The organism is Roseomonas mucosa ATCC BAA-692 (assembly GCF_000622225.1).
Taxonomy (GTDB): domain Bacteria; phylum Pseudomonadota; class Alphaproteobacteria; order Acetobacterales; family Acetobacteraceae; genus Roseomonas; species Roseomonas mucosa.
The window spans coordinates 302,835-325,858 of sequence record NZ_JHWD01000004.1 but is presented as its reverse complement, the minus strand read 5'-3'; the positions used below and the strand labels follow the sequence as shown (position 1 = coordinate 325,858).

The following is a 23,024-nucleotide window of genomic DNA, read 5'->3' as shown; positions in this document are numbered from 1 at the left end:
TCACTCGAACGCCCCGCCGCCGGCGGAGTAGGCGCGGCCTTTCCAGGCGGCGCGGTGGCCGAGGGCGGAGCGGACCAGGGCGGTCCACTGGATCGCCAGGGCGACCAGCACGGTGGCGGGGTGGAGGGGGATGGTCCAGGAGGGCTCGCGGGACAGCCAGGTGATCAGGCCGCGCAGGGCATAGCCCAGCAGCAGCGCCAGCGCGGCCAGCGGGGCGGGCAGCAGCAGCCAGGGCAGGACATGGCCGCCGAAGAGCACGACCGTCCAGACCGGCAGGCCGAGCGGCGTCGCCATGCCTTCGCGGGCGTTCTTGAGGAAGCCGTTCCAGCTTTCGCGGAAGCCCCGGTACATGCGGCAGGTGGCGAGATGCGCGCCGGCCACCACCTCCGTCCGGTGGCCGGCGGCGCGCAGGCGGCGGGCGAGGGCCAGGCCATCATGCAACACGCCATGCAGCGCGGCATGGCCGCCGCTGGCGCGATAGGCGCCGGCTTCCACCAGGATCAGCTGCCCGCAGGCGGCGGCCAGGGCCGGGTGGCGGGTGAAGGCGCGCCCGGCGCCGGGCAGGTAGCCCAGCATCAGCAGGTTGATCGCCGGCACCGTCAGCGCCTCGCCCAGCGTGCCGATCTCCTGCCGGGGCACGCCGCTCGCCAGGGCCAGCCGGTGCCGGCGCGCATGGGCGGCCAGGGCAACGGCGGCCTGGGGGGCGAGGCGCACATCGGCATCGATGAAGAGCAGGTGCCCGCCGCGTGCCGCTTCCGCCAGCCGGGCGCAGGCATGGACCTTGCCGGTCCAGCCGGGCGGCAGGGGCGGGGCGCTCAGCAGGCGCAGACGCGGATCATGCGCCGCCAGCGCCTCCACGATGGCGGCGGTGCCGTCGCGGGAGCCGTCATCCATCACCAGCACCTCCACCCCGATGCCGGTGGAGGCCAGGGCGGCTTCGGCGCAGGCGGCGATATGGGCGGCCTCGTCGCGGGCGGGGATGAGGATCGAGACCAGGTCGCCCGCCAGTGCCCCGCCACGGTCCGGCGCCTTCGGGCGCGGCAGCAGGATGGCGTTGAGCAGGGCCATTCCCACCGGGAAAAGCACCAGGGCCAGCGCCACGATCTGCAGGACGAAGGACAGGCTCATCGGGCGTGCCGGGCGTCGAAGCCCTGCCCGCCGGCCAGGGCGCGCAGGCGGCGCCACAGGTCATAGGCGCCGCCCATCCCTTCCCGCCCTTGCAGCAGGGTGGCGAAGCGGTCCGCGTCGCGCGACATGGCATCCGCGGCCAGCCGGTCCATGGTGGCGGTCAGCGCCGCGCGCAGCCGCTCCGCGCGCTCTTCGCGCGTCAGCGCCGCCAGCTCGGCGCCGGGAATGGGTGGGCCGAAACCCGCCAGCATCTCGGGCTTGCGCTCCGTCCAGAAGGGGTATTCCAGCGCCAGCGGCAGGAAGCGCGCGGCGGGGGCGAGTTCCGGCAGGCGCAGCAGGCCCGGCACGAGGCCCACGGGCCGTTCCCGCACATCCTGGAAGCGGCCGGGCGCGTTGATCCACAAGGCATGGTCCGGCACGGCCAGCACCCGCCGCGCGGTGCGCAGAAAGGCCGCCGCGCCGCGCGGCGTGCCGCCTTCCACGCCGAAGACGCCCAGCCGCCGCATGAAGCGGTAGCGGGACAGGGCCTCCGCCTCCATCGGGATGAAGGTGCGCTGCCGGGGGAGCAGCACGGTGGAGAGCAGCATGAAGGCCACGCCGTCCCACCAGGAGGGATGGTTGGCGAAGACCACCAGCGGCGTGCCGGGCGGGCCGGGATCGGGCTGCCCCCAGCGGGCGAGGCGCAGCGCCCGCATGTGGCGGCGGCCGAAGCGCGTGAAGGCCCGGCGGAAGAAGCCGTGCCAGCGCGCGTCGTAGAGCGCAAGCGGGTCTTCCGTCGTGCCGGGGGCGTCTGGCATGGCGGCTACTCGGCCGCCTGCGGCATGTCGGCCTCCCGCAGCCCGGCCCGTTCCGCCGCGGCGCCCATGCCGCGCCCGCCGAGGTCGCGGTCCAGCGCATCCGCCGCGATCCAGCCGGACATCATCACCATCGGCATGCCGGGCCCCGGATGCGCCGCGCCGCCGGCGAGGTAGAGCCCTTTCACGCTGCGCGAGCGGTTGCCCGGCTTGAAGGCGCCGAGGAAGGTGCCGTGCGAGGCGAGGCCGTAGATGGCGCCGTTCAGCACCTTGTAGCGGTCGTGGATGTCCTGCGGCGTCAGGGCGCGCTCCACCACGATGCGCTCCTCGATATCCTCCAGCCCGGCGCTGCGCTTCAGCTTGTCGAGGATGGTCTGCCGGTAGGCGGGCAGCATCCGCGGCCAGTCGTGGTGCGGGCGCAGATAGGGGGTGTGGACAAGGACGTAGAGCGCCTCGCCGCCTTCCGGCGCCACGGAGGGATCGCTGGCGGAGGGCGCGGCGAGATAGGCGGTCGGGTCCGGGGCAGGCTCGCCCTTGCGGTAGATGCTGTCGAACTCCTCCTCCGCATCGCCGGAGAAGACGAAGTCGTGGTGGGCAAGGTGCTCGTAGCGCTTCCTCAGGCCCAGGTAGAGCACCACGCCGGAACAGGCGGGCTCGAAGCCCTTGCGGGCGTATTTCCGGCCGGTCTCGCCGCCCACCAGCTCCTTGTAGGTGCGGATGGCATCCATGTTGGAGATCACCGCGTCGCAGGCGATCCGCTCGCCGCCCGCGACCACGCCCTTCACGGCTCCGTCCTGGATATCGAAGCCGGTGACCTCCACGCCCGGGCGCAGATCGGCGCCGAGGTCGCCCGCCAGCTTCGCCAGCCCCTCCGCCACGGCGCGCGTGCCGCCGACGGGATACCAGACGCCCTCGCTCGCCTGCATGTCGCCGATCGAGCAGAGCACCGCCGGCGCCTTGTAGGGATTCGAGCCGACATACTGGCAGTAGTGGTCCAGCATCTGCGCCAGGCGCTCGTCCGGCACATGGTTGCGGATGACCTTCGCGACGTTCTGGCCCATGCGCAGGCTCAGCACGTCCTTCATCGTGCCGGGCTGCATGTTGCTCTTCCAGTCGATCGTGTCGAAGAGGTCCTCGACCGGCTTCCAGAAGAAGAACTTCTCCGACACGCCGTGCAGGTGGCGCGCCAGCTTCTGGAACTTCTCGTAGCCAGGGCCGAGATCGCGGCCCGGCGCGAAATCCTCCATGGCGCGGGCCATGGCGGGCACGTCCTCCCGCAGGTCGATGCGCGTGCCGTCCGCGAAGAAGCAGCGCCATTGCGGGTCGAGGCGGATCAGCGGCAGGTCGCGCGCCTGGTCGCGCCCGGCCTCGGCGAAGATCCGGCGCAGCACGCGCGGCACGGTCAGGATGGTCGGCCCCATGTCGAAGCGGAAGCGGCCGGAGCCGTCCGGCGCCTCCAGGTCGAGCACCGCCGCCTTGCCGCCGAGCCAGGGGTTCTTGTCGAAGAGCGTCACCTCGTGCCCGCGCGCCTGCGCCACCGCCGCCGCCGCGAGGCCGCCCAGGCCGGAGCCGATCACCACCACCCGTGCCATCGTTCCCCTCCCCCTCAGGCTTCCACCGCCGCGCCGGGCATCCGCGTATCCACGCCGTGCAGGCCCAGGTCGCGCAAACAGAGATCGGCGCTGATGCGCGCCCCTTCGTAGATCACCGGCAGGCCGGAGCCCGGATGCGTGCCGCCGCCGACGAGATAGACGCCCTGCACGTCATTGAAGCGGTTGCCGGGGCGGAAGGCCAGCATCTGCCGCAGGTCGTGCGCGAGGTTGAAGGTCGCGCCGAAGCCCACGGAGAACTCGTCCCGCCAGTCCTGCGGCGTCACCATGCGCTCGTACCGGATGCGCGGCCGCAGGTCGCCGATGCCGAGCTTGCGCACGCGGTCCAGGGCCAGCTCCCGGTAGTGGCGGGCCGCCTGCGCCCAGTCCAGGCCGCGGGCATTGCCCTCCCGCAGGTTGGGCACGGGGACAAGAAGGTAGAGCGCGCTGTGGCCGGGCGGGGCCATGCCGTCCTCCGTGGCGCCGGCATGTTGCAGGTAGACCGAAGGCGTCTGCGGCAGCGTGCCCTCGCCGACCTCGCGCAGGTTCCGCTCGTAGTCCTCGGCCAGCAGGATGCTATGGTGCGCGAGCTGCGGGAAACTCCCCTCCACGCCGAGATAGAGCATGAAGGTGGAGCAGGAGTACCGCGCCGCCTCGATCTTGCGGTCCGGCCAGCGGCGGCGGAGATGGTCGGGGATCAGGCGCGGCGCGGCATGGGCGAAATCCGCGTTCATCACCACCGCGTCGGCGTCGAAGCTGCGGCCGCCGCTGTCCACCCCGCGCGCGCGCCGGCCCTCGAAGCGGATGCGGTCCACCGGGCTGTCCAGGCGGATCTCCGCACCCAGGCGCTCCGCCACGCGCGCCATGGCCAGCGCCACCGCGCCGCAGCCGCCGCGTGGGTGGAAGACGCCGTGCTCGTATTCCAGGAAGCTCAGGATGGTGAAGAGGCTCGGGCAGCGATAGGGACTCATCCCGAGGTACTTGGTCTGGAAGGAGAAGGCGAGGCGCGTGCGCGGGTCGCGGAAGAAGCGCCGCATGTCCCCGTCCACCGATTTCGCCGGGCGCAAGTGCGGCAGGGCGCGCAGCAGGTCCGGCGCCATCATGTCCGTGGCGCGGGTGAAGGCGCGTTCCAGCACCGGGCGGAAGCTCTTCAGCTTGGCGCGGTTGTCGGCCAGGAAGCGGCCGAGGTTACCCGCGTCGTGCGGGTCGAGCTTCGCGATCTCCGCCTCCATCCGCCCGAGGTCGGAGGTCGCGTCGAGCGTGACGCCGCCATCGCCCTGCTCGAACAGCAGCCGGTACTGCGGGTCGAGGCGCAGGAGCTCCACCTCCTCGCGCAGCTCGGCGCCGCAGTCGCGGAAGATCTCCTCCAGGATGCGCGGGTAGAGGAAGAAGGTCGGCCCCAGGTCGAAGCGGTAGCCGCCCGGGGCCTCCAGCCGCCGGTTGCGGCCGCCGACCACGCCGTCCTTCTCCAGGACGGTGACGCGCACACCCCGCGCGGCCAGGAGCATCGCGGCGGCAAGGCCGCCCGGCCCGGCCCCGATGACCACCGCCTGCGGGCGGTCGGACCGGATCGAGGGAGCATAGAGAGGAGCATTCATCGTGTGGTGCTGGATCCGGTCAGGCAGGGAACGGGTGGCGAACCGTCCATGTTCGTGCGAACCGCCGCGCCGCAAGACCCGCATCGTCACGGGGTGGGCCATGCTCCGGTTTTCGTGACCTGTTCCGGCGCCTTGTCCCCGGGGACGGGGGGCGGCAGGCGGCAGGAGGGGCCGCCATCCGGATCAGCCGCCGGGAAGCAGGTCCGGCGGGGGTTCGGCCTGCCCGGCGACCCAGGCGGCGAGGACGGGAAGGTGTTCCGGCGTGGCGGCCGCGGCGGCCAGGGCGTCGCCCAGGACCGGGCCGAACTTGAAGCCGTGGCCGGAGGTGCCGCAGAGCGCGAGGCAGCGCTCCCCCGGCCGGGCCAGGGCGATGCGTTCCTCCGGCGCGACCTCGTAGTAGCAGGCGCGGGCGCCCAGCACCCGGTAGCCCCCGGCATCGCGCAGGCGCGGCCGGGCGAGGGCGAGGATCTCCTCCGCCTCGGCCGGGCTGGCCTCGCGCGGGTCGTCGGGATCGCCGCGCAGCGAGAAGCGGTGGTCGCCGATCTTCAGCGGCGTGCCGGCCACCGGCGGCACGGCGTAGAAGCCGCCGCTGGGCGAGAGGTCCAGCACCATCGGCCCGGCCTCCCAGGCGGCGCGGTGGGCGGCGGGCGGTTCCAGGAAGACCACGATCTGGCGCGAGGGCGTGGCGCGCGGGGCCAGTTCCGGCAACAGCCTGGCGGTCCAGGGGCCGGCGGCCAGCACCAGCAGGTCGGCGCCCGCCACCGTGCCGTCCGCGAGCCGCGCCTGGCCCCGTTCCGGGTCCACCGCCTCCACCCGCGCCCGGCGCAGCGTGACGCCGGAGGCCTCCAGGTGGCGCGCGAGGCCCGCCACGATGCGTTCCGCCAGCAGCACGCCGCCGGTGGGCAGGAAGGCCGCCTCGGCGAGTCCGGCCGGATCGAGCATGGGGAAGCGGGCGGTGAGGGCGGCGGGCGGGATCTCCTCCATCCGGTGGCCCTCCGGTCCCAGGGTGGCGCGGCTGGCGGCCAGCCAGCTGTCGCGCGCATCCGCCAGCATCAGCGTGCCGGTGGGGATGTAGGGCGTCTCGCCGATCGCGGCGAAGAGGCTGTCCCAGGCCCGGTGGGCGCGGTCCACCATGCGCATATAGACCCTCTCCGCCCCATAGGCGTGGCGGATCAGCCGGTGATGGTCCACCGAGGAGCCGCGCGGGTTGGGGCAGGTGTCCTGCTCCAGCACCTCCACCGCCCAGCCCGCCCGGCGCAGTGCCCGGGCGGAGCAGAGTCCCATGATGCCGCCGCCGACCACCAGCGCCTTTCCGATCCCCGCCATGCCACGCTGCTCCCCTGCCGGCCACGCCGCCCTGCCCGGCGCGAATCAGCACCGGGGCGAGGAAGGCTGGACCAGGAGGGGATGAGGCGGAAGCCGCCCGCGCCGGTATCCGGAGCGGCGATCGTCCCGGACGGCGCGGGGCGGTGCTCAGGGATGCAGCAGGCTGCGGAGCAGGAAGGCCACGGCGCCCACCGCCACGACGCCGCCGAGCCAGAGCAGCACGAACCAGCCGAGGCGACGCCAGCGGCTGCCCGGCGGCGTGGGGTCCCGCATGGCGCCGCGCCCGTCAGTGATAGCCGGCACCGGCCCGCACCTTGCCGCGGAACAGCCAGTACACATAGCCCGTGTAGCCCAGGATGATCGGCAGCAGCACCACGGCGCCGACCAGCAGGAAGATCTGCGAGGAGGCCGGGGCCGCCGCCTCCCAGATGGTGATCGAGGGCGGCACGATATGCGGGTACATGCTGATGCCGAAGCCGACATAGGTGATCAGGAAGATCCCCAGCGCCAGCACGAAGGGCTTCGCATCCGCCCAGAGCCCGTGCTGGTCCGCATCCCGCACCGCGCGGAAATACAGCCAGGCCAGCACCAGCACGATCACCGGCACCGGGGCGGCGAGGACGATGTTCGGGAAGCTCAGCCAGCGCGCCGCGAAGGCGGGTTGGAGGAAGGGCATGGTGACCGACACCACGAGGATGAAGAACAGCAGCACCGCCATCATGCTGCCGGCCTGCCGCCGGGCGCGGTCATGCAGCGCGCCCTCGGTCTTCCACAGCAGCCAGCAGGCACCGAGCACCCCGTAGCCGGTGACGAGCGCCAGGCCGGTGAAGAGGGAGAAGGCGGTCAGCCAGTCCCACCAGCCGCCGGCATAGGCGTTGTTCGCGACCGGAATGCCCTGCACGAAGGCGCCCAGCGCGATGCCCTGGCAGAAGGCGGCGACGTAGGAGCCCCAGGAGAAGGCGCGGTCCCACCATTTCTGCTGCGTCTCGTTGGCGGCGCGGAAGCGCATCTCGAAGGAGACGCCCCGGAAGACCAAAGCCAGCAGCATCAGGATGACGGGCATGTAGAGCGCCGGAAGGATGATGGAGAAGGCGAGCGGGAAGGCCGGCATCAGCCCGACGCCGCCCAGCACCAGCCAGGTCTCGTTGCCGTCCCAGACCGGGGCGATGCTGTTCACCGCCACGTCCCGGTCCTCCTTGTCCGGCATGACCGGAAAGAGGATGCCGACGCCGAGGTCGAAGCCGTCGAGGCAGACATAGACGAAGACCGCGACGGCGATGAGGAAGGCCCAGATGAAGGCCAGGACATGGGGGTCGAGCATCGCGCCTTACTCCGCCGGCTGGGTCTGGGGACGCGGGTCCGGCCCGCGCCGGGCCGAAGGCGCCGGGGTGGTGCCCGCCGAGCGGATCGGCTTGTCGGTGGGAGGCCCTTCCTCATGCGCCTGCGGCGTCTGCGAGAAGAGGCGGAAGAGGAACCAGATGCCGGCGCCGAAGACGATGAAATAGACAATGGCGAAGGCCACCAGCGAGGTGGCCACGGCCGGTGCCCCGATCGGCGCGACGCTGTTCGCCGTGGTCAGGTGGCCATAGACGGTGAAGGGCTGGCGCCCGGCCTCGGTCACGATCCAGCCCGCCGTCACCGCCAGCAGCCCGGCCGGGCCCATGGCGATGGCGGCGCGCAGCAGCCAGGGCGTGTCGTAGAGCCGTCCGCGCAGGCGCAGCACGAGGCTGCTCAGCCCCAGCCCGATCATCAGCAGGCCGAGCGCCACCATGACGCGGAAGGCGAAGAAGACCAGCGGGATGTTGGTCGGCCAGTGGTCGCGCGGCAGGTCCTTCAGCCCGCGCACCTCGCCGGTCCAGCTATGGGTGAGGTAGAGGCTGGCGAGGTTCGGGATGCCGATCTGCAGCCGCGTGCGCTCCTCCTCGGCCGAGGGGATGCCGAAGAGGATGGCAGGGGCACCGCGCTCCGTCTCGAAATGCCCCTCCATGGCGGCGAGCTTGGCCGGCTGGTGGTGGAAGGTGTTGCCGCCATGCAGGTCGCCCAGCACCGCCTGGATGGGCGCCACGATGGTGAGCATCCACATCGCCATGGACAGCATCACCCGGGCGCGCGGATTGGGCTCCCGCGTGCCGAGCGTGTCGTTGCGCCGCTCCCGCAGCACGTGGAAGGCGCCGACCGCGCCGACGATCAGGGCGGTGGTGAGATAGGCGCCGGTGACGGTGTGGGCGAAGCGATAGGGGAAGGAGGGGTTGAAGATGATCGCCCACCAGTCCTCCGGATGGAAGCTGCCGTCGGGCGCGATGCTGAAGCCCTGCGGCGTCTGCATCCAGGAATTGGCGGACAGGATCCAGAAGGCGGAGAAGCAGGTGCCGATGGCGACGAGGCAGGTGGCGGTGAAGTGCAGCCCCTTGCCCACGCGTTCCAGCCCGAAGAGCATCACGCCGAGGAAGCCGGCCTCCAGGAAGAAGGCGGTCAGCACCTCGTAGCCGAGCAGCGGCCCCAGGATCGGCCCCGCCAGGCGCGAGAGCCCCGACCAGTTGGTGCCGAACTGGTAGGACATGACGATGCCCGAGACCACGCCCATGGCGAAGGCGATGGCGAAGATCTTCAGCCAGTAGCGGAAGGTGTCGAGATAGACGGCATCTCCCGTCCAGAGCCAGCGCGCCTCCAGCACCGCGAGATAGGAGGCGAGACCGATGGTGAAGGCGGGAAAGAGGAAGTGCCAGACCACCACGAAGGCGAACTGGAAGCGGGCGAGGTCCAGCGCGCTGGGCAGCAGGGACTCGATCATGGGCGGGGGCTCCACGGATTCGGGCTTCGCGCTTCGTCAGTTGAGCGCAGTTGGCGAAGGGAGATGGGTCACAAAAGCGGGGGCTTGCGCCTCAGCCCTCTTTTCCGGGAATGGCTTCCCCCGGCAGGCGCGGGCCGCGCGCGATGGAAACCAGCCGGTCCTTGGCATCCAGCAGCCGGGTCACGCGCGCGCCGAGCGACAGGAGCATGGCCAGGCGCTCCGTCTCCAGCGTCTTCACGTCGTCGTACCAGCGGCCGAGCTGCTCGATCAGCTCGTGCATCTCCGCCATCCGGTCCTGGGCGTGGCGCTCCGCCTCGCTGCCGGGCTGCTGCATCAGCAACTCCCGCAGCACGGACAGGGTTGGGTCCACCTCCCGCTTCTTCCGTTCCTCGGCCAGGGTGCGGAGGATCTGCCAGACATCGCCGGGAGTGGTGAAGAAGTCCCGCCGGTCGCCGGGCCGGTGCCGCAGCACCACGAGGTTCCAGGCCTGCAGTTCCTTCAGCCCCATGGAGGTGTTGGAGCGCGAGATCCCCAGGCCTTCCACGATCTGGTCGGCGCAGAGGGGCTCCTCCGACACATAGAGCAGGGCGTAGATCTGCCCCACCGTGCGGTTGATGCCCCAGCGGCTGCCCATCTCGCCGAAATGCAGCACGAAAGCCTGGGTAAGGGGGGGGAGGTCCATGGCGTCCGGTTATTTCAGTAATTTCTGAAGTTTCAATATGGACCGAAAACAAAGAAGGCAAGTCCCCTTTGCGCGAGGCCGGAGCTTCATGTCCTGCGCCCGGATGGATAGCATCGGGGCGGCCGGCATTGGTGCATGTGCGAATGGGCCGCGCTCGCCGTTTCCCGGCAGGCGGGATGGGGGAGGTAGCCGGAGTGCCGCGCAAGGGCGCGACGCGGCCCGCCGGACGCGGCCGGACGCGGCCGGACGCCCTCGCGCCCGGCGGGCAACTCGTTTCCATCACCGAGCGCCCGATCTACATGGCCCCCTGAACCCGGGCTGGCTGCCCCCCCCGCGCCGTCAGCCCATCCAGCCCGCGGGGCCCCAGAGCAGGGCGGTCAGCACCAGCCCCGTCACGGACACGATGGTCTGCAGCACCGACCAGGCCCAGACCGTCTGGCCGAGGCGCAGGCCGAAGAACTCCCGGATCATCCAGAAGCCCGCATCGTTGACGTGGCAGAAGAAGACCGAGCCCGAGCCGATGGCGAGCACGAGGAGCGAAGTCTGCGCCGGGGTCAGGCCGAAGCCGCCGACCAGGGGCGCCATCAGCCCGGCCACCGCCGTGGTCGCCACGGTGGCGGAGCCTGTGGCCTGCCGCAGGCAGACGGCGATCAGCCAGGCGAGCAGCACCAGCGGCATGCCGGTGTCCTGCGCGATCTTGCCCAGGGTGCCGGTGATGCCGGCCTCCACCAGCACCTGCTTGAAGCCGCCGCCCGCGCCGATGGTCAGCAGCAGGATGGCGATGGGCGGCAGGGCGGCGCTCATCACCTTGCCCACCTCGGTCCGCGTGGCGCCGCGGGCCCAGCCCAGGGCGATGGCGGCGAAGACCACGCTGGCCGCCAGGGCCACGATGGGGGCGCCGACGGCCTCCAGCAGGGTCCGCGCCGCGCCGGGCGGCAGCGCCACCTGCGCCACGGTGCGGCAGAGCATCAGCGCGACCGGCAGCAGCAGCACCAGCAGCGACAGGGTGAAGGAGGGGCGGGAGCCCAGCGTGACCCAGGCCTCGCCATGCTGCTCCTCCTTCCTTTGCGTCGCGGCCTGCCCGGCCTCGCGCATCGAGGGGATGCGCACGATCACCTTGCTGTAGAGCGGCCCGGCCAGGGCCACCGCCGGCACCGCGATCAGCAGGCCGAAGCCCAGGGTCAGGCCGAGATCCGCATGGAGCTGCGCGATGCCGATCAACGGCCCGGGATGCGGCGGCACCAGCGCGTGCAGCGTCGTCATGCCGGCAAGCGCGGGGATGGCGACCTGCATCACCGGCAGCTTCGTCTTCCGCGCCATGGCGAAGATGATCGGGATCATGATGACCAGCCCGACCTCGAAGAAGAGCGGCAGGCCGATCAGCATGGCCACCAGCGCCAGCAGCCAGGGCAGGCTGCGCGCCGTGGCATGCTGCAGCACGCCGTCCACGATGCGGTCGGCCGCGCCGCCCGCGGTCAGCAGCCCGCCCAGCATGGCGCCGAGGGCGATCACAACGCCGATATCGCCCAGCACGCCGCCCGCGCCATGCTCGAAGGCGGGGGTGAGCTTCTCGATCGGCAGGCCGGTGATGGCGGCGAAGACGCCGGCGCCCAGCATGATGGCGAGAAAGGCCGCGATCCGCCCCCAGGCGATCAGCAGCACGATCGCGCCCAGCGCGACGGCGGCGGCGATGAGAAGAAGCGTGTCGCCGCTGTTCCAGGCCGCTGTCATGGATATCTCTCCACCAGTCCGGATGGAGGCTCCCGCAGGGCGAAAACCGTGTCAAAGCAGGGCAGCCATGTGACCGCCCGCGAGACGATCCGGATGCGTGGCAAATCCTATGCCGGGGCGGGGGCAACCCCCGCCCCGGCGTGCCGGCCCTATTCCGCGGCGGGGCTGTAGATCTGGCTGCCGCCGTCGCGGAAGCGTTCCGCCATCTCGGCCATGCCTTCCTCGGCGGCGGCGCGGATGGCCTCGTCGCGGATGTCCTGGCTGATCTTCATGGAGCAGAACTTGGGTCCGCACATGGAGCAGAAATGCGCGACCTTGTGCGCCTCCTTGGGCAGCGTCTCGTCGTGGTAGGCGCGCGCCGTTTCCGGATCGAGGCCGAGGTTGAACTGGTCCTCCCAGCGGAACTCGAAGCGCGCGCGGCTCAGCGCATCGTCCCAGGCCTGCGCCGTGGGGTGGCCCTTGGCGAGGTCGGCGGCATGGGCGGCGATCTTGTAGGCGATCACGCCGGCCTTCACGTCGTCGCGGTCCGGCAGGCCCAGATGCTCCTTCGGCGTGACGTAGCAGAGCATCGCCGTGCCGAACCAGCCGATCATCGCCGCGCCGATGGCCGAGGTGATGTGGTCATAGCCCGGCGCCACGTCGGTCGTGAGCGGGCCGAGCGTGTAGAAGGGCGCCTCGCCGCAGACCGCGAGCTGCTTGTCCATGTTGGCCTTGATCTTGTGCATCGGCACATGGCCGGGGCCCTCAATCATCACCTGGCAGTCGTGCTTCCAGGCGACCTGGGTCAGCTCGCCCAGCGTTTCCAGCTCGGCGAACTGCGCCGCGTCGTTGGCATCGGCGATGGAGCCCGGGCGCAGGCCGTCGCCCAGCGAGAAGGCGACGTCATAGGCCCGCATGATCTCGCAGATCTCGTCGAAGCGGGTGTAGAGGAAGCTTTCCCGGTGATGCGCCAGGCACCACTTGGCCATGATCGAGCCGCCGCGCGAAACGATGCCTGTGACGCGCCGCGCGGTGAGCGGCACATGGGCGAGGCGCACGCCGGCATGGATGGTGAAGTAGTCCACGCCCTGTTCCGCCTGCTCGATCAGCGTGTCGCGGAACACCTCCCAGCTCAGGTCCTCGGCCACGCCGCCGACCTTCTCCAGCGCCTGGTACAGCGGCACCGTGCCGACCGGCACGGGGGCGTTGCGCAGGATCCATTCGCGCGTGTCGTGGATGTTGCGCCCGGTGGAAAGGTCCATGATGGTGTCGGCGCCCCAGCGGATCGCCCAGACCATCTTGTCCACCTCCTCCGCCACCGAGGAGCTGACCGCGGAATTGCCGATATTGGCGTTGATCTTCACCAGGAAGTTCCGCCCGATCGCCATCGGCTCGGATTCCGGGTGGTTCACGTTGTTCGGGATGATGGCGCGGCCGCGGGCGATCTCGTCGCGCACGAATTCCGCCGTCACCACATCGGGGATGCTGGCGCCGAAATCCTCGCCGTCGCGGATGACCTCGCGCAGCATCTCGCGGCGCATGTTCTCGCGGATGGCGACGAACTCCATCTCCGGCGTGACGATGCCGCGCCGGGCATAGGCCATCTGCGTCACCGCCGCGCCGGCCTTCGCCTTCAGCGGGCGGATGCGGCCCGGGAACTGCGGCACGCGGTGGCTGTCGGACACGTTGCCGTTGTCCTCCGGCCGGATGGCGCGGCCCTCGGTCTCCTCCACATCGCCCCGGGCGCGGACCCAGGCGTCACGGATGCGGGCGAGGCCGCTCGCGATGTCCACCTTCGCCTCGGGGTCGGTATAGGGGCCGGAGGCGTCGTAGAGCGTGACGGGCGGCTCCTCGGCGGAGGGATGCACCGCGATCTCGCGGAAGGGCACGCGGAAGCCGCGCGCCGGGCATTCCACATAGACGCGGCGGGAGCCCGGGATCGGGCCGGTCACGACCTCGCCGATCGCCGGCGGGGATTTCGGGGGAAGGCTGTCTGGCACGGTCGGATCTCCTGCACCTGCGCATGGTCGGAGATCCGGGTCGTCTGGTGTGACGTCGGGGTGGGACGCCTACGGAATCATATCCCGGCCCGTGGCGGCCCGTTCCTGTCCCTTCGCCGGCATGACCCGGATCAGGTTCAAAGGGTCAGCGCGGCGGGCAGGATGCCCCAGCGCTATCTCAGCCCCTGGACCGGGACCCCCCTTGGAACATGCCCGCATCAGGGCCACGCGGCGCGGGCCGTGTCAACGGGCGCGGCCGCCCTCGCGGCTTCGTGTGCTCAGGCGGCGACGGCGAGCACCGCGGGGCCGCGCTCCATCTCGCCCTGCTCCACCTGGAGCTCCAGCACGCCGACGAGGCGGGCGAGGTCGCCGCGCACGAGGTTCACCATCTCCGCCGGCATGGCCTTCATGCCGAAGGACAGGCGCAGCGTGCCGCCCTCGCGGTGCGAGGCGAAATGGTCGGGCACGAGGTCGCGCTTGGCGAAGGGCTGCATGGCGCGCGGCAACAGGCCGGGCGAGGGTTCGGCGAGCAGGCTGAAGCGGGCGGCGACGGGAAGGTGGTCGGACATGGCTCTGGAGGCCTCCGGACAAAACGCGGCGAAGAGGGGGTGACGGATCATTGTCCCGGCCGCTCTTCGCCCGCCTCGGAGGGGGATGGCCCCCCGGGCGGCGCTCAGGCGACCGGGCGTGTAATTCGCCGCGTGAAGGTCCGGACCGTCATATTGGCGAGCCTAGGACGGGCTTCGGGCGGCTGTACAGGCGGCCCGGACAAAACCGGCGCGGAGCTGGCCCGCGCCGGAGGCATGGCAGAGGTCAGGCACTCGCGCCGGTCGCATGCATCTGGTCCTCCTCCGTGGCGGCCTTGCGCCAGGGGGAGGGGATGACGATGCCCAGCTCCTCGAACCTCGCCTGGATGCGGCGGTTCATCTCCCGCCCCACCGGGAAGCGCTGCGAGGGCTCGGTCTTCAGCCGGGCGCGCAGCACCACGCCGGTCTCCAGCAGGCGATCCACGCCCATGACGTCCAGGTCGTCGCGGATCGCGCCGCTCCAGCGTGCCTCAGCCCGCATCTCCTTCGCGATCTGGCGCAGCACCTCGGCCACGCGGTCGGTGTCCTCGCCATAGGAGAGCGAGAATTCCAGCATGGCGAAGGCGAAGTCGCGGGTCATGTTGGTGACCGAGGTGACGGCGGAGAAGGGGATGATGTGCACCGACCCGTCCATCGCGCGCAGGCGGATGGAGCGGATCGAGAGCCGCTCCACCACCCCGGTCTGCGGCGGCGTGCCGAGGGTGACGCTGTCGCCCACCGCCACCGCGTCCTCCAGCAGCAGGAAGAGGCCGGTCACCACGTCCTTCACCAGCGTCTGCGAGCCGAAGCCGATGGCCACGCCGACGACCGAGGCGCCGGCGATCAGCGGCGCCACGTTGACCCCGATCTCGCTCAGCACGTTCAGCACCAGGAAGATCAGGATCACGATCATCAGCGCCGTGCGCATCATCGGCAGCAGGGTGCGTACCCGGGCCGAGCGCGCGGCCTGGCCCTCGCGCGAGGCCTTGGTGAGCTGGCGGGCGATGGCGCTGTTCGCCACCTCCCACACCAGGATGGCCACCAGCGCGCTGACGCCGATGGAGCCCAGCGCCCCCAGGATGCGCGAGCCCAGCCGCCCCTGGGTGAACCAGGCGAAGGCGCCGATGCCCCAGGCCTCCAGCAGCAGAAGCAGGGCCGCCACGGTCAGCACGCCGCTCACCAGGCCGCGCAACAGGGGCCCGTAGCGGGTGGCGCGCAGCTCCAGCCCGGGATAGCGGGCGGCGAGGCCGGCGGGAAGCGCCATGGCGCGGTCCAGGAGCTGGCGCAGGCCGACATCGAGCCCCTTGGCCACGCCCAGGATCAGCAGCGTCGCCCCGGTGCCGCGCAGCAGGCGCGAGAAGCCGTCCGGTACCTCCAGCGCCCAGACGCCCCAGAGCGCGAGCAGCCAGAGGATCACCACCACGTGCCAGATCTCGGCCAGGCGGTTGCGCAGCGTGCGCAGCGCGGCGCGGGATCCCGAGGGCTCCTCGCCGGGCGGCAGGGCCGGGGCGCGCAGCAGCCCGGCGACCACCTGGCGCTTCTGCACCACGACGATGACCAGCATCAGCGAGACCAGCAGCATGATCAGCCGGATGATGCCGTCATGCACCGCCCAGGGGACGCCGAACTGCAGGCTGGCCTCCGCCAGCGCATAGCCGAAGACCGACAGCCCCACGATGCGGCGCAGCCAGCGGGTGAAGTAGGCCGCCGTCTCGTCCGGCATGCGGACCAGCCGCAGATGCGCCGAGGCGGGCGAGAGCAGCATGCGCGAGGCCATCATGATGGCCCGGCACAGCACATAGGCATTGTTGATGGTGAGCAGCACCAGCTCCGTGGTGGGCAGGGGGCGCACCGCCTCCACCATCGGATAGGCGACCAGGGCGAAGCCCAGCACCGGCAGCAGGTCCAGCAGCAGGCGCCCGGCCACGACGGGCACGCGGCGCAGCCAGTTCCAGCGGCCGCCCGGGGCCGGGGCCATGGCGTCCAGCCGCCGGCGCGGCACGCGCAGCAGGTGATAGACCGCGATCTCTGCCAGCACGCCCAGGCCGAAGGTCAGCAGCATCTTCCAGGCGGCATCGGTGATGCGGACCCGCGCCACCGGGTCGCGCGCCACGCCGGAGGCCCAGGAGGCCACGGCCGGCAGGTCGGCGAGCACGCGGGCACCGGCCATGACCTGGTCCAGCGCATGGCGCAGGCGCTCGGCCGCGCCGCTGGCGATCTGGCCGACCAGGTTGTTCGGCACCACCACGGAGCTGGCCTGGGGCGTGGCGGGAGCCTCCGCGGTGGGGGCGGCCGCGGCGGAGGGCGGGGCGGCCGCTCCCTCCACAGGCGCGGCGGAGGAGGCGGATGCGGGCGCCGGGGGAAGGGCCCCGGCGGGGGCTTCGGCCGGGGCGGGGGTGCCGCCCTCGCGCCTGGCCCGCTCGGCCGCGCCCAGGGTTTCCAGGCTGCGGATCAGCTCGTTGCGGCGGGTCTCGTCGCGCAGCACGCCCAGCATGCGCTCGGCCTCGCCCGGCGGCAGGCTGGCGGCGCGGCCCGGGCTGGCGGGCTGGTTGCCGTTATGGGCGGCCGGTGGAGCCGGGCGCGGCGCCGGTGAAGCCTCGGCGGGGCGGGGCGGGGCGGCGGGCGCTGCCGGGGCGGGGGGCACCGCCTGCGCGGGCGGCAGGGGCTCGGCCGGCGCCATCTGAGCCAGCGCCATCCGGGTCAGTGCCCCCGGGCTGGCCAGGGGAAGCGGCAGGGCCAGGATCAGGCTGGCCAGGAGCAGCAGGGCCAGAAGCCTGGCGAAAGGGCGACGGGGCATGGTGGCGCCTTGGACCGCGCCCCGCCGTGCCGGTCAATCGGGCATCGCCGCCGGGCACCCTCGCCATCCATGCGGGCGTCCGGCGGCGATGCGGGCCGGGGCGTTGCACTCCGGCCGTTCCGGCACAACTCTGATCGCATGATCACGCTCCTCACCATCCTGGTGGCGCTCGCCATGCTGGCCACGCTCGGTGTCCTCTTCGCCGGCATGATCGGCATGGTGGGCGGAACGGGGGACGGGGCGCGGTCCAACCGGCTGATGCGCTGGCGCGTCGGGCTCCAGGCCCTGGCGCTGGGGCTCTTCGCCCTGCTCCTGCTGCTGACACGCCGCTAGGGGGGGGCATCGTGGCAGGGGTTCCCCGCCTTGCCAGCCCGTAATTCCCCGCCCTATGGTCCGCGGCACCTGGTCCGCCGATGCGCGGGCCGATCCTCCGGCGGGCACTGGTCCCGCCATCGTCTCGGGAAACGGCTGGAAACAAGATGAAGCTTCTCGTGCCCGTGAAGCGGGTGGTGGACTACAACGTCAAGGTACGGGTGAAGTCGGACGGGACGGGCGTCGAGACGGCGAACGTCAAGATGTCGATGAACCCCTTCGACGAGATCGCGGTCGAGGAAGCGGTGCGCCTGAAGGAGAAGGGCATCGCCACCGAGATCGTGGCGGTCTCCGTCGGCCCCACCCAGGCGCAGGAGCAGATCCGCACCGCGCTCGCCATGGGCGCCGACCGCGGCATCCTGGTGGAGCAGGAGGGCGTGGTCGAGCCGCTGGCGGTGGCCAAGATCCTGAAGGCGCTGGCCGGGCGCGAGCAGCCGGGGCTGATCGTGATGGGCAAGCAGGCCATCGACGACGACATGAACGCCACCGGCCAGATGCTGGCGGCGCTGCTGGGCTGGGGCCAGGGCACCTTCGCCTCGAAGGTGGAGATCGCCGACGGCACCGCGAAGGTGACGCGCGAGATCGATGGCGGGCTGGAGACGGTGTCGCTGAAGCTGCCGGCGGTGGTGACCACCGACCTGCGCCTGAACGAGCCGCGCTATGCCTCGCTGCCCAACATCATGAAGGCGCGCAAGAAGCCGATCGAGACGGTGAAGCCCGCCGACCTGGGCGTCGATGCGGGCCCGCGCCTGACCACGCTGAAGGTCGAGGAGCCGCCGAAGCGCCAGGCGGGCGTGAAGGTGGGCTCGGTGGCCGAGCTGGTGGACAAGCTGCGCAACGAAGCCAAGGTGATCTGAGATGAGCGTCCTCGTCCTGGCCGATCACGACGGCGCCGCCGTCAACCAGCCGACCCGTTCCGCCATCGCCGCCGCCCGGAAGCTGGGCGGCGAGGTGCATCTCCTGGTCTCCGGCCCCGCCGCCGCGGCGCAGGCCGCCGCCGGCATCCCCGGCATCGCCAAGGTGCTGCATGCCGAGGGCGACGGGCACATGCTGGCCGAGCCGCTGGCGGCGCTGCTGGTGCAGCTGGCGCCCGGCTACTCCCACCTGCTGGCCCCCGCGACGGCGGTGGGCAAGAACGTGATGCCGCGCGCCGCCGCGCTGCTGGACGTGCAGCCGGTGAGCGACATCTCGGGCGTGGTGGATGCCGATACCTTCGTGCGGCCGATCTATGCGGGCAACGCGCTGGCGACGGTGAAGTCGGCGGATGCGACGAAGGTGATCACGGTGCGGGCCGCCTCCTTCGACCCGGTGCCGGCCGAGGGCGGCTCCGCCCCCGTGGAAAGCGCGGCGGCGGCGGCCGATCCGGGGGTGTCCAGCTTCGTGGGTGCCGAGATCGCGAAGAGCGAACGCCCTGAGCTGACGGCGGCGCGGGTGGTGATCTCGGGCGGCCGCGCCATGGGCTCGGCGGAGAACTTCGCGATCCTGGACAAGCTGGCGGACGGGCTGGGCGCCGCGGTCGGTGCCTCGCGCGCGGCGGTGGATGCGGGCTATGCGCCCAACGACCACCAGGTGGGGCAGACCGGCAAGATCGTGGCGCCGGAGCTCTACATGGCCTTCGGCATCTCGGGGGCGATCCAGCACCTCGCCGGCATGAAGGACAGCAAGGTGATCGTGGCCGTCAACAAGGACGAGGAGGCGCCGATCTTCCAGGTTGCCGACTACGGCCTCGTGGGCGACCTCTTCACCATCGTGCCGGAACTGACCGCCGCCCTCGACAAGGGCTGAGCAGCGGCGGGCTTCGGCCCCCGTTCCGGAACCGCCCCGGCCCGCGGCTCCCGCGGGGCGGCGCTGCAACACCGCGAGAGGGAGAAGAGGCTTTGGAGATCGCTTCCGTCGGCGTGATCGGCGCCGGGCAGATGGGCAACGGCATCGCGCAGGTCTGCGCCGTGTCCGGCCTCGCCGTGACGCTGGTGGATGTCAGCGAGGCGGCGCTGGAGAAGGCGCGCGCCACCATGGCGAAGAACCTGGACCGGCAGGTGGCCAAGGGCACGATCCAGGCCGCCGACAAGGAGGCCGCGCTGGGGCGCATCACGGCCGGCACCGACATGGCGGGGCTGGGTGGCTGCGACATCGTGATCGAGGCCGCGACCGAGCGCGAGGAGCTGAAGCGCAAGATCTTCGCCGGGCTCTGCCCGGAGCTGAAGCCGGAAGCGATCCTCGCCAGCAACACCAGCAGCATCTCCATCACCCGCCTGGCCAGCGCGACGGACCGGCCGGGCCGCTTCATCGGCATGCACTTCTTCAACCCGGTGCCGGTGATGAAGCTGGTGGAGGTGATCCGCGGCATCGCCACCGAGGAGGCCACCGTGCGGGCGGTGGAGGCGCTGGCGAAGCGCCTGGGCAAGACGGTGGCCTCGGCGGAAGACTATCCGGGCTTCATCGTCAACCGCATCCTGCTGCCGATGATCAACGAGGCCGTGACCGCTCTGCAGGAAGGGGTGGGCGACGTGGTGTCCATCGACACGGCCATGAAGCTCGGCACCAACCAGCCGATGGGGCCGCTGGAACTGGCCGACTTCATCGGCCTGGACACCTGCCTGTCCATCATGCGGGTGCTGCATGAGGGGCTGGGCGACAGCAAGTACCGGCCCTCGCCGCTGCTGGTGAAGTACGTCGATGCCGGCTGGCTGGGCCGGAAGACGGGCAAGGGCTTCTACGACTATTCGGGCGAGACGCCGAAGCCAGCGCGTTAGGCAAAATCCAGAAAAAGAGATTTTGCCTATACACCTTTAGGTTGCACCAATGCGATAATTCTCCGGACGAACGGTTCGGAGAGCGATTCGAAGGATGTCCAGCCAGGGACCAGTGCCGGAGCATGCCCCGGGGGCCGCGCCCGGCCACCGCCTGCGCTATGACGGGCGGCTGGGGGATCTCTACCGGATCTTCTTCCTCAATCTTCTCCTGACCGTGCTGACCCTCGGCATCTGGCGCTTCTGGGCCCGCACGCGGCTGCGCCGCCATGTCTGGCAGCACCTCAGCCTGGACGGGCAGAGGCTGGAATATACCGGGACGGGCGGAGAACTGTTCCGGGGCTTCCTTCTCGCCCTTCTCGTGATCGTCCCGCTCCTGTTCGCCATGGGCCTGACGCAGATGCTCGCGCCGGAGGCCGCGCGGCTGGCTTCCTTCGCCCTCTACCTGCCCGCCGGCCTGCTCGGCTTCGCTGGTGCCTTCACCGCCCGCCGCTATCTGCTGAGCCGCACCCTGCTGAACGGGGTCGCCTTCCACCTGTCCGGCTCGCCCTGGCGCTATGGCGCCGGGATGCTGGGACGGATGTTCCTGAGCTTCCTGACCCTGGGCCTCTCCCTGCCCTGGATGGCCGCGACCTCGCTGCGCTGGACGCTGGGCGAGACCTCCTATGGCACGGCGCGGTTCACCTTCACCGGCCGGGGCGGTCAGCTTTTCCCGTGGTATCTGCTGGCGGCCCTGCTGGCCGCCATCCTGACCTTCGCCGCCGTGGCGGCCTTCCTGCTACCGCCCATCCTGCAGAACGCGGCGCTCTTCCAGGGCGGGGGCCGGGTGGACCCGGCGGTGCAGGATGCGCTCGGCAAGCGGCTCATGGTGCTGATGCTGCCCGTGGGCGGGGTCTTCCTCCTGTCGCTCCAACTGGCCGGGTCGCTGATCCAGGCTGCGCAGTGGCGCCTGACGGTGCGGAGCACGAGCCTGGAGGAACTGCGCTTCCGCAGCCGGCGCGGCACCCTGCGCGTCGCCCTGTTCCTGTTCGGCAATGCGCTTCTCGTCTGGCTCAGCCTGGGGCTGCTCTGGCCCCTGGCGCAGCACCGCTCCCTCCGCTTCTTCGCGGACGACCTGCTGCTGTCCGGGGAGATGAGCCTGGCACGGGTGCGGCAGGCGGAAGGCTACCGCCCCGGCCATGGCGAGGGGCTGGCGGATGTCCTGGGCGCCGGGGCCTCGGTCTTCTGAGAATGGGCGCGGACAGGCCGGGCGACGGGGAATGGGCCGCCACCCTTTATGACGGGCGGAGCGCGGCCGGTTCCCCCGCGACGGTCCGCCTCGCCGATGGAGAGCTTCACATCCGGGTGGAGGGCGGAAACGGGCATGGGATGGCCTGGGCGCTTTCCGGGCTGCGCGTGACCCTGGATCTGCCGGGCGAGTTCGGGCTGTCCTGCGCCTGGGGCAGTTCCCGGGACGGCATGCGCCTGCTGCTGTCCGGCGACAGGGCGAAAGCCCTTCGTGACGCCCTGCGGCGCGACCAGGGCTGGACCCGGCAGCACCGGCGGCGACGGGTCGTGGCCGCGCTTGGCGTGCTGGCCGCCTGCCTGGTGCTGCCCGCCTTCCTCTTCGGCGGCCCGGTCCTGGCGGATATGGCGGCTCGCCTCGTTCCAACGGCGACGGAGCGGTCGCTGGCGGACTGGATCCTCGCGGACCACCTGTCCATGCCGCGCTGCACGCAGCCGCAGGGGCAGGCCGCGCTGGACGGTCTGGTGCGAAGGCTGGCGCCGGATCTGGCGAATGTCGAGGCGATGGTGCTCGATGGCCCCGCGGTGAACGCCTATGCCCTTCCCGGCGGGCGCATCGTGCTGATGCGGGGGCTGCTGGACCAGGCCGGGGACAGCGCCGAGGTGGCGGGAATCCTGGCGCACGAGCTGGGCCATGTGTCCAGGAATCACGCCATGCGGGCCCTGGCGCGTGCCATGGGGCTGCAACTGCTCACCGGCTACGTGACCGGCTATGCCGGGCTCAGCGCCTCGGCCGCGGGGGCAGCCGTCCTGTCCGGAAGCCGGGGTTTCGAGGCCGAGGCGGATGCCTGGGCCGCCGCCGCGCTGGAACGCAGCGGGATCGGCACCGGGGGGCTGCGCGTTTTCCTGACGCGCATCGCCGACAGGGAAGGGAGGGAGCCGGCGATCCTGGGCTATCTCAGCACGCACCCGCCCACGGGTCGGAGGTTGTCCGACCTGCCGCCGGTGCCGGCGCGTGGCCCAGCCCTGGACGATGCCTCCTGGGCGGCGCTGCGAGGGATCTGCGGATCGCGTCCGCCGGGGAGCCGGCCCGTGGCACCGCCACGGGACGGGCTCTGGGACCGGGCCGCCCGGGACCGCCCAGAGGAGATCAGGCGAAGCTGACCTTGGCATTCTCGCCGCCCTGGGGCGGCTTGCCGGTGGCCATGGCCTTCACATAGCCATAGGCGTGCAGCATCTTCGAGGAGGGCGCGTCCCAGTACTCGGCGCCTGCCACCTCCACCGCGATCAGCGTCAGCGAGGGGTCCTCCGGCCCTTCCGGGAACCAGGCGCGCATGCCTTCGCTCCAGAGTTCCTTCTGCTTCGCGGGGTCGGTGAAGCTCTTCGCCTCGCCGGAAAGGCTGACATAGTCCTGCTTGCCCGGCTCGGCATAGGACAGCAGCACCCGCGCATCGGCAGCGATCTCCCGCACCACGGGGGAATCCTTGCGGGCGAAGAACCACAGGGTGGTGTCGAAGCTCTCCTGCTGCGCCCACATCGGCCGGCCGCGGAAATGGCCCTGGGCGTCCAGTGTCACCATGGTCGCCACCTTGATATGCCGGATCATGTCCCAGACCTTGTTCTGGGCATCCCGGTCGCTGCGGGTCTCGACCATGCGCGTTCTCCTCGAAAAGCCGGATATCCGCGCTAACGCCCGC

At 71.5% G+C, this 23,024-nt stretch carries 20 protein-coding genes and 1 riboswitch; of the genes, 6 read left to right on the top strand and 14 right to left on the bottom strand.

Annotated features, from left to right (window positions below; translation table 11 throughout):
- The 13 genes from BT98_RS28400 to BT98_RS28395 form a co-directional block, all read right to left on the bottom strand.
- Positions 1-1,128: a glycosyltransferase family 2 protein gene (locus tag BT98_RS28400; RefSeq protein WP_019461629.1), complete on the bottom strand. Its 1,128-nt coding sequence runs from the start codon at positions 1,126-1,128 to the stop codon at positions 1-3.
- A complete protein-coding gene (locus tag BT98_RS0108310) occupies positions 1,125-1,925 on the bottom strand; it encodes a lysophospholipid acyltransferase family protein (RefSeq protein WP_019461628.1) in 801 nt (266 codons plus the stop codon). Before BT98_RS0108310 ends, BT98_RS28400 begins: the two co-directional genes overlap by 4 nt.
- Before the next feature lie 5 nt (positions 1,926-1,930).
- Complete coding sequence (locus tag BT98_RS23710; protein ID WP_019461627.1) at positions 1,931-3,514, bottom strand: phytoene desaturase family protein; 1,584 nt, start codon at positions 3,512-3,514, stop codon at positions 1,931-1,933.
- Between the two features lie 14 nt (positions 3,515-3,528).
- A complete protein-coding gene (crtI, locus tag BT98_RS23705; protein ID WP_037250205.1) occupies positions 3,529-5,109 on the bottom strand; it encodes a phytoene desaturase family protein in 1,581 nt (526 codons plus the stop codon).
- A gap of 183 nt (positions 5,110-5,292) precedes the next feature.
- Positions 5,293-6,435: an FAD-dependent oxidoreductase gene (locus BT98_RS23700; protein ID WP_019461625.1), complete on the bottom strand. Its 1,143-nt coding sequence runs from the start codon at positions 6,433-6,435 to the stop codon at positions 5,293-5,295.
- 147 nt (positions 6,436-6,582) lie between these two features.
- The gene (locus BT98_RS0108290) at positions 6,583-6,738 is read right to left on the bottom strand and encodes a DUF2474 family protein (RefSeq protein WP_237719381.1); all 156 of its coding nucleotides are present in this window, start codon (positions 6,736-6,738) and stop codon (positions 6,583-6,585) included.
- Complete coding sequence (gene cydB, locus BT98_RS0108285; protein ID WP_019461623.1) at positions 6,722-7,756, bottom strand: cytochrome d ubiquinol oxidase subunit II; 1,035 nt, start codon at positions 7,754-7,756, stop codon at positions 6,722-6,724. The genes BT98_RS0108290 and cydB overlap by 17 nt, the downstream gene beginning before the upstream one ends.
- Positions 7,757-7,762: 6 nt before the next feature.
- Positions 7,763-9,226 (bottom strand): cytochrome ubiquinol oxidase subunit I, encoded by a 1,464-nt coding sequence (locus BT98_RS0108280; protein ID WP_019461622.1) that lies wholly within the window; start codon positions 9,224-9,226, stop codon positions 7,763-7,765.
- Positions 9,227-9,317: 91 nt separating this feature from the next.
- Positions 9,318-9,908, bottom strand: a complete 591-nt coding sequence (locus BT98_RS0108275) for a GbsR/MarR family transcriptional regulator (protein ID WP_019461621.1) — start codon at positions 9,906-9,908, stop codon at positions 9,318-9,320.
- Between the two features lie 339 nt (positions 9,909-10,247).
- Positions 10,248-11,639, bottom strand: coding sequence for a GntP family permease (locus tag BT98_RS0108265; RefSeq protein WP_037250071.1), 1,392 nt, complete (start codon positions 11,637-11,639; stop codon positions 10,248-10,250).
- A 149-nt stretch (positions 11,640-11,788) separates the two neighbouring features.
- Positions 11,789-13,618 (bottom strand): phosphomethylpyrimidine synthase ThiC, encoded by a 1,830-nt coding sequence (gene thiC, locus BT98_RS0108260; protein ID WP_019461982.1) that lies wholly within the window; start codon positions 13,616-13,618, stop codon positions 11,789-11,791.
- Positions 13,619-13,708: 90 nt separating this feature from the next.
- A riboswitch (TPP riboswitch) is annotated at positions 13,709-13,831 on the bottom strand.
- 65 nt (positions 13,832-13,896) lie between these two features.
- Positions 13,897-14,187, bottom strand: a complete 291-nt coding sequence (locus BT98_RS0108255) for a hypothetical protein (protein ID WP_019461983.1) — start codon at positions 14,185-14,187, stop codon at positions 13,897-13,899.
- Positions 14,188-14,431: 244 nt separating this feature from the next.
- Positions 14,432-16,981, bottom strand: coding sequence for a mechanosensitive ion channel family protein (locus BT98_RS28395; RefSeq protein ID WP_019461984.1), 2,550 nt, complete (start codon positions 16,979-16,981; stop codon positions 14,432-14,434).
- A gap of 138 nt (positions 16,982-17,119) precedes the next feature.
- Here BT98_RS28395 and BT98_RS0108245 point away from each other — a divergent pair, with 138 nt between their 5' ends.
- The 6 genes from BT98_RS0108245 (at position 17,120) to BT98_RS26035 (ending at position 22,491) form a co-directional block, all read left to right on the top strand.
- Positions 17,120-17,314: a twin transmembrane helix small protein gene (locus BT98_RS0108245; RefSeq protein WP_019461985.1), complete on the top strand. Its 195-nt coding sequence runs from the start codon at positions 17,120-17,122 to the stop codon at positions 17,312-17,314.
- Positions 17,315-17,460: 146 nt separating this feature from the next.
- On the top strand, positions 17,461-18,210 hold the full coding sequence (locus BT98_RS0108240; protein ID WP_019461986.1) for an electron transfer flavoprotein subunit beta/FixA family protein: 750 nt from the start codon (positions 17,461-17,463) through the stop codon (positions 18,208-18,210).
- 1 nt (position 18,211) lies between these two features.
- The gene (locus BT98_RS0108235) at positions 18,212-19,138 is read left to right on the top strand and encodes an electron transfer flavoprotein subunit alpha/FixB family protein (RefSeq protein ID WP_019461987.1); all 927 of its coding nucleotides are present in this window, start codon (positions 18,212-18,214) and stop codon (positions 19,136-19,138) included.
- 92 nt (positions 19,139-19,230) lie between these two features.
- A complete protein-coding gene (locus BT98_RS0108230; protein WP_019461988.1) occupies positions 19,231-20,106 on the top strand; it encodes a 3-hydroxybutyryl-CoA dehydrogenase in 876 nt (291 codons plus the stop codon).
- A gap of 94 nt (positions 20,107-20,200) precedes the next feature.
- Positions 20,201-21,331: a DUF898 family protein gene (locus BT98_RS26040; protein ID WP_081798555.1), complete on the top strand. Its 1,131-nt coding sequence runs from the start codon at positions 20,201-20,203 to the stop codon at positions 21,329-21,331.
- A 140-nt stretch (positions 21,332-21,471) separates the two neighbouring features.
- A complete protein-coding gene (locus tag BT98_RS26035; RefSeq protein WP_157223117.1) occupies positions 21,472-22,491 on the top strand; it encodes a M48 family metallopeptidase in 1,020 nt (339 codons plus the stop codon).
- Here the strand turns inward: BT98_RS26035 and BT98_RS0108215 are convergent.
- Entirely contained in the window at positions 22,478-22,981 is a 504-nt protein-coding gene (locus BT98_RS0108215) for a pyridoxamine 5'-phosphate oxidase family protein (protein ID WP_019461991.1), read from the bottom strand. The two genes, BT98_RS26035 and BT98_RS0108215, sit on opposite strands and share 14 nt — an antisense overlap.
- Positions 22,982-23,024 lie beyond the last annotated feature (43 nt).

Excerpts from the sequence above, each read along its gene's own strand:
- BT98_RS28400 (WP_019461629.1), bottom strand. The coding sequence starts at position 1,128 with ATGAGCCTGTCCTTCGTCCTGCAGATCGTGGCGCTGGCCCTGGTGCTT.
- BT98_RS0108310 (WP_019461628.1), bottom strand. The coding sequence starts at position 1,925 with ATGCCAGACGCCCCCGGCACGACGGAAGACCCGCTTGCGCTCTACGAC.
- BT98_RS23710 (WP_019461627.1), bottom strand. The coding sequence starts at position 3,514 with ATGGCACGGGTGGTGGTGATCGGCTCCGGCCTGGGCGGCCTCGCGGCG.
- crtI (WP_037250205.1), bottom strand. The coding sequence starts at position 5,109 with ATGAATGCTCCTCTCTATGCTCCCTCGATCCGGTCCGACCGCCCGCAG.
- BT98_RS23700 (WP_019461625.1), bottom strand. The coding sequence starts at position 6,435 with ATGGCGGGGATCGGAAAGGCGCTGGTGGTCGGCGGCGGCATCATGGGA.
- cydB (WP_019461623.1), bottom strand. The coding sequence starts at position 7,756 with ATGCTCGACCCCCATGTCCTGGCCTTCATCTGGGCCTTCCTCATCGCC.
- BT98_RS0108280 (WP_019461622.1), bottom strand. The coding sequence starts at position 9,226 with ATGATCGAGTCCCTGCTGCCCAGCGCGCTGGACCTCGCCCGCTTCCAG.
- BT98_RS0108275 (WP_019461621.1), bottom strand. The coding sequence starts at position 9,908 with ATGGACCTCCCCCCCCTTACCCAGGCTTTCGTGCTGCATTTCGGCGAG.
- BT98_RS0108265 (WP_037250071.1), bottom strand. The coding sequence starts at position 11,639 with ATGACAGCGGCCTGGAACAGCGGCGACACGCTTCTTCTCATCGCCGCC.
- BT98_RS0108255 (WP_019461983.1), bottom strand. The coding sequence starts at position 14,187 with ATGTCCGACCACCTTCCCGTCGCCGCCCGCTTCAGCCTGCTCGCCGAA.
- BT98_RS28395 (WP_019461984.1), bottom strand. The coding sequence starts at position 16,981 with ATGCCCCGTCGCCCTTTCGCCAGGCTTCTGGCCCTGCTGCTCCTGGCC.
- BT98_RS0108245 (WP_019461985.1), top strand. The coding sequence starts at position 17,120 with ATGATCACGCTCCTCACCATCCTGGTGGCGCTCGCCATGCTGGCCACG.
- BT98_RS0108240 (WP_019461986.1), top strand. The coding sequence starts at position 17,461 with ATGAAGCTTCTCGTGCCCGTGAAGCGGGTGGTGGACTACAACGTCAAG.
- BT98_RS0108235 (WP_019461987.1), top strand. The coding sequence starts at position 18,212 with ATGAGCGTCCTCGTCCTGGCCGATCACGACGGCGCCGCCGTCAACCAG.
- BT98_RS26040 (WP_081798555.1), top strand. The coding sequence starts at position 20,201 with ATGTCCAGCCAGGGACCAGTGCCGGAGCATGCCCCGGGGGCCGCGCCC.
- BT98_RS26035 (WP_157223117.1), top strand. The coding sequence starts at position 21,472 with ATGGCCTGGGCGCTTTCCGGGCTGCGCGTGACCCTGGATCTGCCGGGC.
- BT98_RS0108215 (WP_019461991.1), bottom strand. The coding sequence starts at position 22,981 with ATGGTCGAGACCCGCAGCGACCGGGATGCCCAGAACAAGGTCTGGGAC.